Below are 17,778 nucleotides of genomic sequence, written 5' to 3'. Positions count from 1 at the left end.
ATTTTCATGTTACATACAGAACCTTCCGATCAAATGATCACGGGACCTTCGTCCCTTCAGAATGAATATTTCATTCCGGAGTCTCCGCAAATTTGGCAAGGAAGTGTGGATCAGGTCTTGCAAATGCTTGAAGGAGTGGAAGCGGAAAGGCCTTCGCTCGGCGCGAAAGTGATCGTCGGCGAACGGGGAGATCGTTATGTTCCGCATACGATCATGTTTTCAAACGTATCGCTTCGTTTGTCGGATCATGTGATCCCCGATGTTTCCATTGAAGCAACAGAAGGTTCCCGCATCGTGCTTTCCAAGAAGCAATTAAAAGGCGCCATTGAATATCTGTTGGCTATGAGACAAGCAGGCAGACAGTGAACAAAAGGAAACGGCCACCTGATGGATCCCCAACCCATAGGTGGCCTTACGTTTGGAAAAATATATAGGTTCATACCATCTTTTATGGCATAATAGAAGAAAAGTTCTGCCTTTGAGCGACGACGACATATAGATCGTGAAAGAAAGATTATAAGGAGAGGAAAGTTGGGTGTGTATCCTGAGAAATTTCAATTGCTATCCCTTTATGTTCAAGATCAAAAAGATGAACCATTTGACCTGGAAAAAGGGTATTCTGTGCGGTTGATAGACATCAAAGAGGATCGATTGCTAACGGACATCCCTCTTGATGAAAAAGGGTTTCCCAGATCCTTGCTTCCCGGTGATCAAGTGCGTGTCGGTTATGTGGTTTCCGGTACTTTCTATACGTTTGACACGACTGTCACACAAATCGTATCCGACCAAGTGCCATTGCTTGAACTGCAGAAACCGGAAAAAGATGCGATCAGCAAGGTTCAACGCAGGAAATATTTCCGAGTTCCCGTGATGTTGCGATCTGTTTTACATCCGATAGAGCCGACTGCTTTCGAACGGAATGGCAAACGTTTCACACCGGAAGAGATTCTCGCTGCTTGTGATGCCGACACAGGAGTTGAGGTTGTGGTGGTGGATCTCAGTGGAGGGGGCTTTGCTTTCCGATCTCCGAAAAAGGTCTTGTCATTGGGGCAAACGGTTGTCGGTACACTGGATTTACCATTAAACAAACCCACCCGCATCGTTTATTGCGCCGAGGTACGCAGAGCCGTCCGTGAAGCGGAGTCGGATTTTTACCTGACCTCTTTGGAATTCACGAATATAATAGAAAGACAACGCGATCAGGTTCTGCGCTACTGTATGCAGCGTCAACTAGAAATCCGGAAGCGTTTGCGGGAATCCACCTAAAACTGATTTTCGGAAGTTCTATGAGTAGTTCAAACCTTGACAAGTCATACTTGAAATTATACGATCAAAATTATGAGTAAATTTGGATGAGATCTACCCTCATGGAGATGAGGGTACTTTTTGTTTCTTTTTCGTGAGGAGGCGAATGTTGAATGTATAGAAAGGAAGTTGTGCAACAGCTTCAACCGTGGGTATCTCTTGACACGGAACAGTTATACGGTTTGATCGAGGTACCTAAGGACGAATCACACGGAGATCTGGCATTCCCTTGTTTTACCTTAGCAAAAACGTTACGCAAAGCACCGCAGGTCATCGCGCAAGAATTAGCGGAAAAAGTGAATGGCCAATTGTTGCCCCTCTTTGAGAAAGCGGTGCCGGTTGGCGGTTATCTGAACTTTTTTATAAAAAGGTCGGAAGGCGTGCGTGATATCTTGTCCGCCATTCAGAAACAAGGTGATTCTTACGGAAATACGGAAGCGGGCAAAGGAAAGACGGTTGCGATCGACCTTTCGTCTCCGAACATCGCGAAACCTTTTTCCATGGGACATTTGCGTTCGACAGTGATCGGAAACGCGATTTCCAATATCTTGGAAAGCCAAGGGTATAAGGTCGTGCGTATCAATCATCTTGGCGACTGGGGCACTCAGTTCGGCAAGTTGATCGTCGCTTACCGGATGTGGGGACAACAGCTCGATCTGGAGGATGAGCCGATCAAAAAGCTGCTGGATCTGTACGTGCGTTTCCATGAAGAAGCGGAGAAACATCCGGAATTGGACGAGCAAGCTCGTGCCGCCTTTAAAGCGTTGGAAGACGGACGAGAGGAAGAAGTCGCCCTTTGGAAACGGTTCATTGAGATTTCATTGGCGGAGTTCAAAGCGATTTACAAGAAGCTCGGCGTCGAATTTGACGCTTACAGCGGCGAGAGCTTCTACAATGATAAAATGGACGCTGTCGTTGAAGAACTCGAGCGGAAACACCTGCTTGAAAAAAGCCAAGGCGCGGATGTTGTCGATCTCTCGGCGTACAATATGCCTCCTTGCCTGATCCGCAAATCGGACGGAGCGACATTGTATGCGACGCGCGATCTGGCGGCGGCACTTTACCGCCATCGGGAATACCATGCCGACAAGCTTCTCTACGTCGTCGGCGGAGAGCAAAAATTGCATTTCCAACAAGTGTTTAAAGTCCTCGAACTGATGGGCTATGAATGGGCGAAAGAATGTACACACATCGCTTTCGGCATGATGCGTTTCGAGGGGAAAAAGATGTCTACGCGCAAAGGGCAGGTTGTTTTGCTTGAAGAAGTGTTGACGAAAGCGGTTGACCTGGCGCGGCAGATCATCGAGGAGAAAAACCCGAACTTGCCCGACAAAGAACAAGTCGCCGAAGCGGTCGGTGTAGGTGCGATCATTTTCAACGACTTGAAAAATAACCGTCTGCACGATATCGATTTTCACTGGGAAGAAGCGCTCAATTTTGACGGTGAGACAGGTCCTTATGTACAGTACACGTATGCGCGTCTTTCCTCCCTGTTGCGGAAGGGGAATTATGATCCGTCCCATGCGCGGATGCCGGAAGATCTGAGCGCCGTCACGGGAGATACCGAATGGTCCCTCGTCAAATGGTTAGGCCGCTTTGAAAATGTTCTGGATCGCGCGTCCGAGCAGTATGATCCGTCTCTTGTCGCTAAATATGTGATCGACATTTGCCAGTTATTCAACCGGTATTACAATACGACCCGCATTCTCGAGGGGGAAGCGGAAGAGATTGCACAGAAATTGACGCTCGTGGCATGCACCCGTACGGTGATCGGCAAGTGTCTCCATCTTCTCGGACTTAAATCGTTGGAGATGATTTGATTTGGAAAAATCAAGTTCATCCAGCCGCCTTTTGGCGATTTTCCTCGTGCTTTTGGGCGGGGCAAGCTACGGGTTGCTCTCGCCTCTCGTCAAAAGCGCCTACCACGCAGGGTTTTCTGCAGAAGATGTGACAAGCAGCCAATTCACCGCGGCGATGTTGGTGATCTGGATCGGAGCGTTTTTTCGCATCAAGCAGTTTCGCCTGTTGACACGCCGCGATTTGGGGATTTTGGCGATCATCGGTGTCTTGTCGACGGGTACGACGCTCTTTTATTACACGTCTCTGGTGTGGCTACCGGCATCATTAGCGATCGTGCTTTTATTCCAGTTCACGTGGGTGACGATGCTGATCGATTTTCTGGTTACACGAAAGAAACCGACGATCCACCGTTGGATCGCGCTTGCGTTGATCCTTGCGGGAACGGTCATGGCGGTGAATTTGTGGCATGAGGAATGGGGGAACGTATCCCTCTTGGGGCTGATCCTCGGCATTCTTTCAGCGGTGAGTTATTCGCTATTTCTTTATGTCAATGGCCGCATCCGAAGCAAGGCACCGGCGATCGTCAATTCTGCCGTGTTGGTCACTACTTCTGCCGTGACCATCTATTTCGTCTTTCCTCCGGCTTTCTTGTGGAACGGAACGCTTCCCCAGGGACTCTGGGTGTGGGCGTTTCTGATCGGGTGTTTGGGGCAAGTGATCCCTCCCGTTCTTTTTACCATCGGCATTCCAAAAATCGGCGGATCGCTGGCAGCTGTGCTGGGTGCGATCGAACTTCCGGTAGGTGTCGTTGCCTCTTTTTTGATCTTGCGCGAACCGATCTTGTTGATTCAATGGATGGGAGTCTTGCTGATCCTTGGCGGAATGATCGTCGCCCAATGGCAACCCGGAAAACGGAAGCTGAGCGCGGCGAAACCTTAAGCGTAAGGGACGGGGGCGGATCACCGCCCCAAAAATTTTTCCTTGTAACAAGGCTTCCCTTACAGTTGATTGTATAAAGCGAGAGCATCTACGAGCAAAAAGAAAGAACCGCAGTACATAATTGCCATGTTCCTGTTTTTTGTATATAAATCGATCGCTGTTTCCCTTGATCATAAGCGAGAAGCGTGTTATAGTATGAATCGTTCGCACGGATTCTCGCGCACATTGAAAAAAACACCATTGACATTAAAGTTGCAACCGTTTATTATATATCTTGTCTTCTCGTTCGGGCCTATAGCTCAGTTGGTTAGAGCGGCCGGCTCATAACCGGTTGGTCCCAGGTTCGAGTCCTGGTGGGCCCACCAGATGTGCCCGTAGCTCAGCTGGATAGAGCGTTTGACTACGAATCAAAAGGTCGGGAGTTCGAATCTCTCCGGGCACGCCATAATAGTTTCGGAGTGTAGCGCAGCTTGGTAGCGCGCCTGCCTTGGGAGCAGGAGGTCCAGAGTTCAAATCTCTGCACTCCGACCATATTTTCCTTGCGGGTGTAGTTCAATGGTAGAACTCCAGCCTTCCAAGCTGGTAGCGTGGGTTCGATTCCCATCACCCGCTCCAAAGGAAAAGACCATCTAGTTCAGCTAGGTGGTCTTTTATTGTTGGATCGCTCATCCATCTCGTGAGAACGGGATACATTTTTTATGCTTGCAAATACGACAGATGTTCCAAGTACATAGGAGGGCGGTTATGAAAAGACTGATCGCGATCATCTTGAGCATCGGGATCGCCGGATTAAGCCAAGGATTGGTCATTCCACTGCTTGCCTTCCTACTTGAGCGGCGTGGCGTGAACGAATTGATCAACGGATTGTCGACAACTTCCTTGTTTTTGGCAGTCCTTGCGGCTTCCCCTTTTATCGAGCCGGCCATTCGCAAGTATGGCGCCAAGCGGGTGATTCAAGGGGGAGCCGTTTTATCCATTCTTTCAGTGCTTGCATTTCCGCTGTTTGATCATCTGTATGCATGGATATTCTTCCGCTTTCTCATGGGGATTGGCTTGTCTGCCCTTTACGTTGCCACGGAAGTATGGATCAATCGGATCGTGGAGGCGTCAAGACGCGGGAGAATCTTTGCCATGTACGGACTGTCGATTGGAATCGGCATGGCGATCGGTCCACAGGGAATCAATTTGTTATCTTATGGTGTCTGGGTACCGTTTATCCTGTCTGCCATCCTGTTTGCCATTCCCGTCATATTGCTTCAGTTTGTTCCGGAAGAACCGTTTGAGATCGTAGAGGGGAACAAGAGATATTCCTGGCGCGCGATTATCCTGATGGCTCCTTTTGCCCTTTCCACGTCATTCGTTTACGGATTTATAGAAGGAGGATTGGCAGGCGATTTCCCGATCTATGCGTTACGCAAAGGGGCGTCTGCGGAGGAGTTATCGTTGGCGCTCACTTTTTTCACACTCGGGAGCACGGTTCTGCAGATTCCGCTCGGTTTTCTCAGTGATCGTTATAGCCGTGGCAAGACGCTCATGGTCACGTGCGTGTTTGGGGCGCTCGGATTTGCACTGCTTTCTTTTATAGAAAGTTCAGGCATGCTGTTCCTATGGATCCTCGGTTATACCGGCGGGGTCATCGGCTCTCTGTATTCACTGGGACTCGCGTATGTGGGGGACTCGATTACAAGTGAACATCTGCCTACCGCTAACGTGTTATACACGGCTAATTACGGGGTAGGAAGCATTTTAGGGCCTTCTGTGGGAGCGCTCATGATTCAAGTATGGGGACCCGATGCTTTTCCCTGGTTGCTGGCCGGTTTACTTGGAATATATGTGATTTTCGGTGTGATCACCCGCGTGTATCCATCTTTCGGGAAGCATGACGATCCGATCACCGGATGAACAAAATGTGTCATTTCGTATGGGAGTGCTTGTCGTTCATCAATCTGATATACTCAATGCGTGACGAAATGTTTGCTAGATAGAGAGGGGCATTTTAAAAACATGAAACAGGCAGTCATAGGTGCCGCAGCCGGCGCGCTTGTGGTCGGAGGAATCTGGTTTTTTACGAACGCAACAACCAATACGGTTGCGAAGGTCGGCGGCACAAAGATCACAAAAGAAGCGTTTCTCAACGAAATGGAGCGGGCAAGCGGTCAAGATGTTCTCAGACAGATGATCAATGACCAACTGATCAAAGATGGGGCCCAGAAATACAACATAACGGTCAGTGATAAGGAAGTCGATGATGAAATCGCGAAGCTGAAAAGTCAGTTTCCATCGGATGCACAGTTTGAACAGTCTCTCGCCGAGAACCATGTGACGATGGATGAACTGAAAGATCGCGCGCGCATCAATCTGCTCTTGAACAAGCTGGAAGTGAAAGACGTCAAGATCAGCGATGATGAAATCAAGAAATACTTCGAGCAGAATAAGGATCAATTGAATGAACCCGAGCAAGTGAGGGCTAGCCATATTCTCGTCGATACGCTTGACGAAGCGAATCAAGTGGAACAAAGGCTGAAAAAAGGGGAAGATTTTGCGAAAATCGCCAAAGAAGTCTCCAAGGATCCAGGTTCAGCAAGTAAAGGCGGAGATTTAGGATACTTCCCGAAAGGAAAGATGGTTCCGGAATTTGAGAAAGTGGCATTTTCTCTCAAAGTCGGTGAAGTGAGCGACCCTGTGAAGACGCAGTTTGGTTACCATATTATCAAAGTGACGGATCATAAACCTGCGAAAGAGGCGAAGTTGGATGATCCGGATGTAAGGAAAAAGATCGAGGATGCGTTAAAGCAACAGAAAGCGAAGCAGCCGCAACAAGTACTGGATGAGCTGCGGAAAGAGGAGAATGTCGATATCGTTTGGGCCCAGTACAAAGATCTCTTTAATGCCGGGAATGCGTCGGCGCAGGGAACCACGGGCGCTGATAGCGCACAAGCATCGAATTCCGGGCAAAAGCAATAGGAGAAGGCTCGAAATGAAACCTGGTGTCTCATGGGCACCGGGTTTTTTGCATCTATGGGGAAAAGGTACGGGTGAGTCCTGCGAGGGCAGGAAGCATTAACTGTCCTCTCCCAATGTACACGGGTCTACAACAATACTTAAAACCATTAACATATTTTCATGAATAATACTGGTATAAGTAAATAACCCTTAATTCATCAGGTTACCTCTGTTGACAGTTGTTGTATTCTCTCTATAATAGATAATAATCGCATAAATAGATGAACAATTATTTATTTTTTATAAATATTTTGTATGGAATGGGGGGATCGACGATGTCTTATTCTCTAGGCCAGAAGATCAGAGAACTTCGCATACGAAAAGGACTCACTCAGGGGGATTTGAGCGCAGGACTGGTCACACCGAGCATGGTGAGCCAGATCGAGTCGGATAAAGCCAATCCTTCTCACCAATTGCTGTGTGCGATCGCCGAGCGATTAGAAACGCCGATTGAGTACTTTTTGACCGATGTACAGACGCAAATGGAGAATGTAAGTGCCTACCAATTGGCATGTGCATATATAGGAAACCAGCAGTACGAACAAGCGATCCCTTTGTTAATGCACTTGAAAGAGTCGCATGCCACCCATGTTTCCGTCATTGACGTGTCCTACCAATTGGCGATTTGTTATTTGGAGACAGGGACGTTTGACAGAGCGGAAGAGTTACTCGACTACGTGTATGAAACGGCGATGACCAAAAAAGACCATATGCTGGCGGCGAATGTACAATATCAATTGGCACGGATCGCATACAAACGCAAGGAGTTTCCGATTGCTGCGCATTATCTTGAGCAGGCGCATGAATACATGCAAAAAGCAGGCCCCCTGGATCCGTTACTGTATGCGAAAGTCGTACAGACATTGGGTGAGATCTATGCAAGAATGGGGAATACAGAGAAAGCGAAACATTTTTTTGCTGAATCTTATGAATCCATGATCCATTTTCGGGATCTGCGAAAAATGGGCGATACCTATCTGGAACTCAGCGCAACATGCAGGGAGCAAGGGTATTTTGAACGCGCAGCGGAATACGCCCAGATTGCAGCTTCCATTTACCGGAGTTTGCAAGGAATTCGTCAGGCGATCGATACATCCGCCTGTTTTGGGATCCTGTTGGGAAGAGAAGGGAACGGTGAACAAGCGGCTGCACTCTTGGATATCAGCATTCAACGATACCGGGAATATGGTTTTGAGAAAAACATCGGCCAGTTGTATGAAGAGCTGGCTCGTGTTTTGCTGCAAGTCGGTCGTTATGAAGAAGCGGTCGATCAAGCGAAAAAAGCGCTTCAATTTTATGCCGAAACAGGCGAGAACAAAGCTGAGGTTTATCGCTTGCTGATATCTATATATCTCGCCCAGGACGACTTGGACGAAGCGGAGCGTTGGCTGAACGAGGCGGAACATCTTTTGGGAAATACGGCTCCACTTAGCGAACGAGTCAAATTGTATGCGCTACAAAGCGAAATCTTTAAGAAAAGAAACAAACACAAAGAAGCGATACAATGTTTGGAAAAGATGACAGATTTGATGGAAGGCAGTTTGCGCGAACGAAAAATTTTGATTTGAAAGATATAAAACTCTCGGGCTTACATCGTGTGTTCAAAAAGGCGATCGCTCACCCATGTGCATCCAAGATGTCTTTCAAACGGAAGCCTTTTTGAACGATCACTGAAAATGAGCCGGGAGTTTTTGTTTCTCTAGCCCCCGATCGAAGTGCCTCGATTTGAGCTTTGCTCCATTCCTTCATCTTTGCGTTCTTCTTTTTCACGGCGTTGGAAAAAGCGCCGGGCTCTCTGTGATACTTTTCTTAACAAAAAACCGAACATGACGGATAAAGTGGAGCTTGCACATACCAAGACGGAAAACATGAAACGGAAATCGATCATTTCGTTGCTTTCAAGATATACTAGAGACATGAGGAACGTCACCCATAGTGTGCCAATCATCATTTCATACCATTTGAAGCGGTCTGACCAAAAAAATCCATATAATAACAACCAGAGCGGTATAAAAGTGATGAAAAAGAGAAAAAGCCAAAATGAATACCACCATTTGCTCAAGATGACAAAGACGAGAGAGTGAGCGAGGATTACGATCGCGGCAATAATCCCAATAAGCACGCAGTTCAGAATACTTGGATGACGCCAATTGATGCTTTTCATGGATGTTCCCTTCCTTCTTGATTGTTCTCACACCTTACCCTGCTGTTCAGATGTCCAAGGAGTTTCGATTACTCGCGGTTGTGTTTCCTTGATGAGCTTTACATTGAGGTCTTTTTTATACATAGTATCATTCCGATTGGAAAATACTAAACCAATTATACATTTTTTTACGTATTGGAACGAATACAATCAATGATGATTCCACAAAATGCGAACGCTTTCTTTCAGTGCCCATGCAGGATTCGAACAAAGATGTAGAGAATACTTCATAGAGTAATGCGGTAACGTTTTAGCTGAGCGAAGATGGAGGAATGCAGAATGCAGCTTGACAAGCTTCGGGATAAGACGGTTGACCAGCTTTTTGAGGCGATTTTGCAACTGAAGACTCTTGAAGAGTGTTATCAGTTTTTTGATGACCTCTGCACCGTCAACGAAGTGCAGTCGATGGCCCAACGGCTGGAAGTGGCGAGGATGTTGCGCAAAGGGCACACGTATAACCAGATCGAGCAGGAAACGGGCGCAAGCACGGCCACGATCAGCCGCGTCAAACGTTGTTTGAATTACGGTACGGACGGTTATTCGTTGATTTTGGACCGTTTGCAAAGGTAATGCCGCTTGAAGCCAGGTCACATGTCGCATGATCCGTCGGAGGTGAATGTTTCATCCATTGGCGGGCGATACCCATACCTGTTAGCCCCATTTGAGGCAACTTGAATCACCTAGGGAATATGCATATTTTCAGGGAGGCGGAATGTTTTGTCAACCGCATGGAAAACTTGGCGTCATGCGGTAAAGTTGGATCCGGATCGCCCGATCACGAAAGAATTATTGAGGGAGATCGGACAGACGGGAACGGACGCCATTCTGTTAGGGGGAACCCAAGGGATTACATTCGAGAAATCGCATCGATTATACACCTTAGTTCGAGAAGCTGTGCCTCATTTGCCCGTATGGCAGGAAGTTTCAAAGCGGACGGCCATTGTTCCGGGAGTGGACGGGTATGGGATTCCTGTCGTCTTGAATGCTGGATCGACAGAATGGTTGATCGGTCATCATATGCAAGCCGTTTGCGAGTATGGGGCTTTGATTCCGTGGCATAAGGTTGTCGTGGAAGGCTATCTGGTCTTAAACGGTGATGCGGCTGTTGCCAAGGCGACGGAGGCGAAGACCGGTCTTTCCGCGGAGGAGGCGGCCGCATACGCCGTTGCGGGGGAGCGGCTTTTCGGCATGAACACGATCTATATCGAGTACAGCGGCAGTTACGGAGATGTTCAAACCGTTATGGAAATCAGGCGTTCGACAAACGCTCACTTAGTCTATGGAGGCGGAATCGACTCGTATGAGAAGGGGGCAGAGATGGGCGAGTGGGCCGATACGATCGTCGTGGGAAACGCTTTATACGAACGGGGGATTGAAGCGGTTTACGAGACCGTACGTGCGGTTAAATAACGAATGAAAATAAAAAAACGACCCACAACGCATCTTTCATGCGTCACAAGTCGTTGTTATGTAATGGGACATGATGTCGAATCATGTCATGTTCTCTTCGATGCTTTACTATACCAAAATTCTAAATAGGGGTCAACCCTTTTTCTTTTTTAGCAAGCGGATGGTTTATCATTCGATGCTCCAACGGAGAAAAAAGTCTTGGGCACGAGGCCCAAGACTCAAGTCTTTGTTATTCGCTTAACAGCTTAAATACATCCTTAAAGGTTACGATCACCATTAACCCGAGAAGAAAAAGAATGCCAATGAAATTGATCGATGCTTCTTTTTCCAGGGAAACACGTTTGCCTCGGCGGATGGCTTCGATGATCAAAAAGACGATCCGCCCGCCATCCAACGCAGGAAGTGGGAGGATATTAAAGACAGCCAGATTGATGGAGAGTGCCGCCACAATATAGAGGAAATTGGGCATTCCTGTCTCAGCCTGCTGCCCTGTGATGCGAATCATCTCAACGGGGCCGGATAAATCTTGCAGCGGAACGTGGCCAATGACAAGTTGACGAATGCCGTCAAACATGAGAAATGTCAAATTGCTGGTTTGTGTGATGGCGGCTTGTGTATTCGCTAGCAAGTTTCCCGTTTTGACAAACTCCTGCTTCATCCCGATCGAGATGCCCACCTGCGTCTTGCCATCTTTCGTCATCGGTGTGATCGATAAAGGGATATGTTTCCCGTTTCGTTCCACGTCGACGGTGATGGTGCCGCCCTGATGAGCTTTGACTTCGTTTGTGAATACGTCGAATGAGGTGATTCGCTGGCCATCGACCGAATAAAGGACATCGCCAGGTTTCATGCCGGCCGCTTTTGCGGGGCCTTCCATAACGTTCTCTACATAATATTTGTAAGTGGGAACGCCATATACATTATAGAGAAGTGTAAGGATGAGGATCGCTCCGATGATATTCATCGTCACTCCGGCGATTAATACGATAAACCGCGCCCAAATGGGCCGATTGTTGAAGCTGTCGGGCGCATCCGAGGCTTCCGGATTATCTTCCCCGAGCATCTTGACATAACCGCCAAGAGGAATCCAGTTCAAGCGGTAATTGATTCCTTTTCGTTTATATTTAACGATCGGCGGACCGAAACCAACTGCGAATTCTTCCACACGAACTCCTGTGGCACGAGCTGCCCAAAAGTGCCCCAATTCGTGGATGAATATGAGAAAACCGAGGGCCAAAATGGCCAATACGATATTCATCCGTCCTCATCACTCCTAACGCTATATAGGTTGACCCGAATACCCAAAATTTATGCGTGTACGACTTTATTATACCATGTATAGAATTGGAGACAGGTGACAGATTTCGAAAAGGTGTGAGCATCCCGAGTTTCAGGTATGATATAAAAAAGATCGTGCGCCTGCAGGGAGGGATTCTTTTGCCCAATCTGACGTTCGTCATTGGCATCCCCGGTTCCGGAGCGACTGTTGTGGGACAAACCTCCGCAAAAGTAAGCGGGGCATTGCTCGAACATATTCCCGAAAAGAATGACCCAAAGTCATTCTCCGCGCTTTTGCGAAACATCGAGAATACCTTGCGAAAAGGTCAGGATGTATGGCTGTTGGGTTCCGTGAGAACCGAAAAACAGCGACGTCCTTTCCTTTCGGTTGCGTCGAAATTGCATGTGAAGACGAGAGCGATCTTGGTGGATGTCCCGTTAGACCAAGCGCTATTGCGTTTGAAGGATAACGAATCGGTCAACTTTGAATTTGTGAAACGGGCGGATCGCCATCTACAGATTCCTACATACAGTGAGGGATTCACGCATATTGAAGCGATGTTGCAGGATGCAGATGTAGACGAAGAGGCACGAGATTTTTTTCGCGGGAAGGAAAAAGAGTTAATCGAAGATCCGGTAGCAGTCATCCGCGAGTTGCAGCAGGACGGCAGGCTCTTTCGTTTTATTCCTGAGTATCGGGGGACGATCGGTCTTGATCAGCATAATCCTCATCACTCGTATGAAGTTTTTGAACACATTTTAAAGGCTGCATCCTTCGTTGCGGGCAGCAATTTGAAAATGGTTTGGACGATGCTGCTGCACGATATCGGAAAAGGGTACCCGGGGATCAAGCAGTTTTTGGGACGGTTTTGCGAGTCTTACCCGCCGTTCTCCGCTGGAGAACAGGTTCTGATCGAAAACGGGGAAGCGATCCGTAAAGGGACGGATTCCGGCGATACGTATGTGGTGAGGGGAATACGAGTACCAAAACAGTATATCCAGACAGATCTTGTGGGTCATTTTTACGATCATGAAAATATTGGCGCCCGCTTGGCTTTACGCATTCTTTTCCGTCTTGGCTATGGAAACGCATTCGCGTATGAAGTCGCTAGCCTGATACGATATCATATGACCATGCCGAGAAATACTTCCGAAGTGCCTGCGGAACAATTGTCCCGCTGGTACAAACGCGTGGGACGGTATGCGCCCGAATTGATGATGGTGCGTCTCGCCGATAACAGGGGGAAATGAGCCGTACGATATGGTACAATGAGAACATATGTTGCTATTGGGTAGAATGTAGAACAGGCGGGTGAGGAACATGTTTACGGTAGGTGGAGCGGAGGCGATTCTTGAGGGATTGAACCCTCAACAGAAAGAGGCGGTCATCCATCAGGAAGGTCCGCTTCTGATTCTTGCGGGAGCAGGTTCCGGGAAGACGAGCGTATTAACCCGGCGGATTGCTTATTTGATACAGGAAAGAAAAGTGGCCCCATGGTCGATTCTCGCCATCACGTTTACAAACAAAGCGGCGCGGGAAATGCAGGAACGGGTGGAGCGGCTGATCGGGATGATGGCCAATGACATATGGGTTTCCACATTTCATTCGATGTGTGTGCGCATTTTACGCAGGGATATCGACAAACTGGGGTATACGCATTCGTTCACGATCCTTGATTCGGCTGATCAGCTGACGGCGATCAAACAATGTATGTCCGAATTGAACCTGGATCCGAAGAAGTATGAGCCGAGGGCCGTGCAAGCGGTGATTTCCCATGCGAAGAACGAATTGAAATCATACCGGACTTTTGCACAGAAAGCACAGACGTTGTTTGACCAGGTTGTGGCGCAAGTGTATGAAGCTTACCAGAAAAAATTGCGCGCTAACAATTCCCTCGATTTTGATGACCTGATTTTCAAAACGGTCGATCTGTTCGAGTCTGATCCGTCGACCCTCTCGTTTTATCAAAACAAGTTTCATTATATTCATGTGGACGAATATCAGGACACCAATCATGCCCAGTACCGCTTGGTCAAGCTTTTGGCGGAAAAACGGCGCAATCTCTGCGTCGTCGGTGATTCGGACCAATCGATTTACGCATGGCGGGGTGCCGACATCCGTAATATTCTTCATTTCGAAAGAGACTATCCGGATGCCACAGTGATCAAACTCGAACAGAACTATCGTTCAACAAAAACGATCCTTGAAGCTGCCAACCATGTGATTGCCAACAACAAGCAACGCAAGGAGAAGAATCTCTGGTCGGACAAGCCTGTGGGGGAACCGATCAGTTTCTACCGGGCCATGAACGAACATGATGAAGCGCTTTTTGTCGTGCAGCAGATCCAGAATTACGTGGAACAGGGAAGGATGCGCAGGGATTGCGCAGTGTTGTACCGTACCAACGCGCAATCCCGCGTGCTCGAGGAGAGCTTCATCAAAGCGAACATTCCCTACACCTTGGTCGGCGGCATCAAGTTCTATGAACGCAAAGAGATCAAAGATGTTCTCGCATATCTTCGCCTCATCGCCAATATGAGCGACGACATTTCGTTAACGCGTATCATCAATGTCCCCAAAAGGGGGATTGGAGATTCGACCTTGGAGAAAATTCAAGCCTATGCCTCAGCGCACGGAATGTCTTTGTTTGCGGCGATGCAGGAAATCGAACAGGTCGGATTGTCCGCGCGGTTTAACAAGAAGATTAAAGAATTCGTTCTGCTGATCCGCAACCTGGCGACACAAGCGCAATTTCTCTCGGTCACGGAACTGACGGAAGAAATGTTAAAGTTGACCGGATACAGGCGGGAATTGGAACAGGAAGCCGAGAAGAAGATTGAAGCGCAAACGCGTCTCGAGAATATTGACGAGTTCCTGTCGGTCACCCGGGAGTTCGACAAGAAGCAATCGGCTTCAACGGGGGGCAAGCTGCTGGAATTTCTGACAGATGTCGCGCTTGTGGCGGATGTCGACGAAGTGGACGAAGAGGCGGATACGGTCACGCTGATGACATTGCATGCGGCCAAAGGACTGGAATTTCCGATCGTCTTTTTGGTCGGATTGGAAGAAGGTGTGTTTCCGCATATGAGAACGCTCGGCAACGAAGATGAGATCGAAGAAGAGAGACGTCTGTGTTATGTCGGGATCACGCGCGCGGAGGAAAAGTTGTTTCTTACAGCTTCGTTGTCCCGCATGTTGTTCGGACAAACGAAAAATAACCCGGAATCCCGCTTCTTGCAAGAGATTCCCAAGTCCTTGATCGAGGAAATCGGCTATCGGAGAGCCCAATTGGGTCAATGGAACATTCAGGGACAGAATGGACGGCAGGATGCACGCGCACAAGCCATTCCCGGAAGATTGCAGATTCCCAAAGGAATGGGAGCCGATCTTTCTTTGTCTTGGGATATCGGTGAACAAGTGCAGCATAAAAAGTGGGGGATCGGTCAAATCGTCGGCCGCTCCGGATCCGGAGATGATCTTGAACTGGTCGTTCTCTTCCCGGAGCCGATTGGGGAAAGAAAACTGTTGGCGCGATTCGCACCGATCACGAAGTGTTGAAACGCCGTTCTATTGTCCTCCCTTACCATTCGGTATGATCCATCATGAGAGGTCTGAAATGTGCTCGGACCTCTTTTTTTTATAGTAACCCATGCTGCAAGCGTCGCCATCAGAGAATGAAATGTTTCTTGTGCAGAATTAGAAGTTTGAGGCTGCCACAGAGAAACGGAGTATCTTTTGGGTGGATCGTATCGCTTTGCAGCGCAGAGGGGAGTTGAAGGTCGTTCCGCTACCTATAAACCGTTAAGAAGGCATATGCTTTGCGCGTAATAGCGACTTTGAAGGTCGTCTCGCAACATTTGTTTATTATTCTATGCGAGACGACCTTCACGGAGCATGAGCGCAAAGCATATGCCTCAAAGAACCTAAGCGCAAAGCGATACATCCACCCAAGTACTAATTTACAAGTAAGAATTTTCAGAGTGTTTTTCCGAGTAGATTCTCTGATCCTGTTTCTGCTTCTTCACTGGCGGGAAACGCTTGATCCAAACGTTTCAGTTTGGATTGACAAAAAAATTCACGTTTGTCTGATTTGGCGTTCAGTGATAAAGTAATGAAATAAACAAAATTATGATACGAATTGTTTGTTTGGAGGAAGCAATGACATGGGGAAAGTAACATTAGGTAAAGTGACATTAGAAGATATCATTGTTGCGAATCACCACCTAAAAGATGTGATTCAAAAGACTCCCTTGCAAAGAAATATCCTTTTATCCGACCGATATAACTGCAATACCTATTTGAAGCGTGAAGACCTTCAGGTGGTCAGATCTTTTAAAATCAGAGGCGCGTACAACTTCATTCAAAGTTTGTCGGAAGAAGAATTGAAAAATGGTGTGGTTTGTGCGAGCGCGGGAAATCATGCGCAAGGTGTGGCTTACTCTTGTAAGCTATTGGGCATCCAAGGGAAAATTTTTATGCCAACCCCGACGCCCAGGCAGAAAGTCTCTCAGGTAAAATTGTTCGGCGGTTCCTACGTGGAAGTCATCCTGACAGGCGATACGTTTGACGATTCCTATTCGGAAGCCGTGAAATACTGTCAGCAAGAAAAAATGACCTTCGTCCATCCGTTCGATGATCCGCGAATTATTTCCGGTCAAGGTACGGTCGGTATCGAGATTATGAATGACATGGAAGAACACATTGATTATGTTTTTGTCAGCATCGGAGGGGGAGGGCTGGCATCAGGAGTAGGTACGTACATCAAAGGAATCAGTCCTTCAACCAAAATCATCGGTGTGGAACCGGCAGGCGCCCCTGGAATGAAAGAATCTTTGGATAAAAACGACGTGATTACCCTCAAGGATATCGAAAAATTTGTTGATGGCGCGGCGGTGAAACAGGTGGGGCATCTCACGATGGAGATTTGCAAAGACATACTCGATGATATCGTATTGGTACCGGAAGGAAAGGTCTGTACGACAATCCTCGAATTGTATAACGAAAATGCGATCGTCGCAGAGCCTGCAGGAGCCTTGCCGATTGCCGCACTCGATTTTTATCGTGATGAGATCGCAGGGAAGAACGTCGTCTGTATTGTCAGCGGAGGAAATAATGATATCGACCGGATGCAGGAAATTAAAGAAAGGTCCTTATTGTATGAGGGATTGAAACATTATTTTATTATCAATTTTCCGCAGCGTGCCGGTGCTTTGCGCGAGTTTGTGGATAAAGTATTAGGTCCGCATGACGACATCACGCGTTTTGAATACACCAAAAAGAACAATAAAGACAACGGGCCCGCTTTGGTTGGAATCGAGCTGAAATGTAAAGACGATTATCACCCGTTAATCGATCGATTGAACCGGAACGGTATCCAATATATCGAGATCACGAAGGATCCTTACTTGTTTAATTTGCTGATCTGATCAGGTTCGTTTGTGAATCAAAGTGATTATCTATAGGGCTCCTCTTCCCAATGACTCTTGGGAGAGGGGCTCTTTTTTCTTTGAAAATCTGGAGTTTGGTGGGGCGTATGCTTTGCGTTCATGCTCCGTGGAGGTCGTCTCAGCGGGTATATGCTTTGCGCTCATGCTCCGTGAAGGTCGTCTCGCATGAAATAGTAATCAAATGTTGCGAGACGACCTTCAAAGTCGCTCACTCACGCAAAGCATTACGCCCGTCCAAGGCAGTTTTCAATCCTCCGATGGTACTTTTGATTTGGCGGGCGTACCTTTCGCGCAAGGATCGGAAAATGAAGGTGTGCTTCGTTTCGTCGCAAAAATGTCTCATGGTATGGCATGAAGGGGATTTGCAATGATAGGATAGGATTGTGGTTTAG

14 protein-coding genes and 4 tRNA genes are annotated in these 17,778 nt (G+C 47.7%); 16 read left to right on the top strand and 2 right to left on the bottom strand.

Features of this window, described 5'->3' with window-relative positions:
- Positions 1 to 6: 6 nt before the first annotated feature.
- From DNHGIG_RS05200 to DNHGIG_RS05150, 11 genes are all read left to right on the top strand, one after another.
- A complete protein-coding gene (locus DNHGIG_RS05200; protein ID WP_282198663.1) occupies positions 7 to 366 on the top strand; it encodes a hypothetical protein in 360 nt (119 codons plus the stop codon).
- Positions 367 to 537: 171 nt separating this feature from the next.
- Positions 538 to 1,266, top strand: coding sequence for a flagellar brake protein (locus DNHGIG_RS05195; protein WP_282198662.1), 729 nt, complete (start codon positions 538 to 540; stop codon positions 1,264 to 1,266).
- Between the two features lie 152 nt (positions 1,267 to 1,418).
- On the top strand, positions 1,419 to 3,125 hold the full coding sequence (argS, locus tag DNHGIG_RS05190) for an arginine--tRNA ligase (protein WP_282198661.1): 1,707 nt from the start codon (positions 1,419 to 1,421) through the stop codon (positions 3,123 to 3,125).
- 1 nt (position 3,126) lies between these two features.
- Positions 3,127 to 4,044, top strand: a complete 918-nt coding sequence (locus DNHGIG_RS05185) for an EamA family transporter (RefSeq protein WP_282198660.1) — start codon at positions 3,127 to 3,129, stop codon at positions 4,042 to 4,044.
- A gap of 288 nt (positions 4,045 to 4,332) precedes the next feature.
- A tRNA-Ile gene (locus tag DNHGIG_RS05180) sits at positions 4,333 to 4,409 on the top strand.
- Positions 4,410 to 4,412: 3 nt separating this feature from the next.
- Positions 4,413 to 4,489, top strand: a tRNA-Arg gene (locus tag DNHGIG_RS05175).
- Positions 4,490 to 4,498: 9 nt separating this feature from the next.
- Positions 4,499 to 4,575: transfer RNA gene (locus DNHGIG_RS05170), tRNA-Pro, on the top strand.
- Positions 4,576 to 4,585: 10 nt separating this feature from the next.
- Positions 4,586 to 4,659 (top strand) — tRNA-Gly (locus DNHGIG_RS05165).
- Positions 4,660 to 4,788: 129 nt separating this feature from the next.
- Positions 4,789 to 5,946 carry an MFS transporter gene (locus tag DNHGIG_RS05160; protein WP_282198659.1) on the top strand — a complete coding sequence of 386 codons (1,158 nt, stop codon included), beginning with the start codon at positions 4,789 to 4,791 and terminating at the stop codon, positions 5,944 to 5,946.
- 102 nt (positions 5,947 to 6,048) lie between these two features.
- The gene (locus DNHGIG_RS05155; protein ID WP_282198658.1) at positions 6,049 to 7,008 is read left to right on the top strand and encodes a peptidylprolyl isomerase; all 960 of its coding nucleotides are present in this window, start codon (positions 6,049 to 6,051) and stop codon (positions 7,006 to 7,008) included.
- Between the two features lie 314 nt (positions 7,009 to 7,322).
- Entirely contained in the window at positions 7,323 to 8,615 is a 1,293-nt protein-coding gene (locus DNHGIG_RS05150) for a helix-turn-helix domain-containing protein (RefSeq protein ID WP_282198657.1), read from the top strand.
- Positions 8,616 to 8,746: 131 nt separating this feature from the next.
- On the opposite strand, the gene DNHGIG_RS05145 is transcribed toward DNHGIG_RS05150, so the two are convergent.
- Positions 8,747 to 9,211 (bottom strand): hypothetical protein, encoded by a 465-nt coding sequence (locus tag DNHGIG_RS05145; protein ID WP_282198656.1) that lies wholly within the window; start codon positions 9,209 to 9,211, stop codon positions 8,747 to 8,749.
- Positions 9,212 to 9,529: 318 nt separating this feature from the next.
- Here DNHGIG_RS05145 and DNHGIG_RS05140 point away from each other — a divergent pair, with 318 nt between their 5' ends.
- Together DNHGIG_RS05140 and DNHGIG_RS05135 are read left to right on the top strand one after the other, a co-directional pair.
- Positions 9,530 to 9,820 (top strand): YerC/YecD family TrpR-related protein, encoded by a 291-nt coding sequence (locus tag DNHGIG_RS05140; RefSeq protein WP_282198655.1) that lies wholly within the window; start codon positions 9,530 to 9,532, stop codon positions 9,818 to 9,820.
- 147 nt (positions 9,821 to 9,967) lie between these two features.
- The gene (locus tag DNHGIG_RS05135; RefSeq protein ID WP_282198654.1) at positions 9,968 to 10,660 is read left to right on the top strand and encodes a geranylgeranylglyceryl/heptaprenylglyceryl phosphate synthase; all 693 of its coding nucleotides are present in this window, start codon (positions 9,968 to 9,970) and stop codon (positions 10,658 to 10,660) included.
- A 229-nt stretch (positions 10,661 to 10,889) separates the two neighbouring features.
- On the opposite strand, the gene rseP is transcribed toward DNHGIG_RS05135, so the two are convergent.
- On the bottom strand, positions 10,890 to 11,918 hold the full coding sequence (rseP, locus tag DNHGIG_RS05130) for an RIP metalloprotease RseP (protein ID WP_282198653.1): 1,029 nt from the start codon (positions 11,916 to 11,918) through the stop codon (positions 10,890 to 10,892).
- A gap of 179 nt (positions 11,919 to 12,097) precedes the next feature.
- On the opposite strand from rseP, the gene DNHGIG_RS05125 reads away from it, so the two are divergent.
- From DNHGIG_RS05125 to ilvA, 3 genes are all read left to right on the top strand, one after another.
- Positions 12,098 to 13,189, top strand: a complete 1,092-nt coding sequence (locus DNHGIG_RS05125) for an ATP-binding protein (protein ID WP_282198652.1) — start codon at positions 12,098 to 12,100, stop codon at positions 13,187 to 13,189.
- A 70-nt stretch (positions 13,190 to 13,259) separates the two neighbouring features.
- Positions 13,260 to 15,497, top strand: a complete 2,238-nt coding sequence (gene pcrA, locus DNHGIG_RS05120) for a DNA helicase PcrA (RefSeq protein WP_282198651.1) — start codon at positions 13,260 to 13,262, stop codon at positions 15,495 to 15,497.
- Between the two features lie 605 nt (positions 15,498 to 16,102).
- Entirely contained in the window at positions 16,103 to 17,365 is a 1,263-nt protein-coding gene (gene ilvA / locus DNHGIG_RS05115) for a threonine ammonia-lyase IlvA (RefSeq protein ID WP_282198650.1), read from the top strand.
- The last annotated feature ends 413 nt before the right edge of the window (positions 17,366 to 17,778 follow it).

The organism is Collibacillus ludicampi (assembly GCF_023705585.1).
In the GTDB taxonomy this organism is placed as follows: Bacteria; Bacillota; Bacilli; order Tumebacillales; family BOQE01; genus Collibacillus; species Collibacillus ludicampi.
Note: the sequence above shows the minus strand (reverse complement) of the source record. Positions and strands in the feature narration are given on the sequence as shown.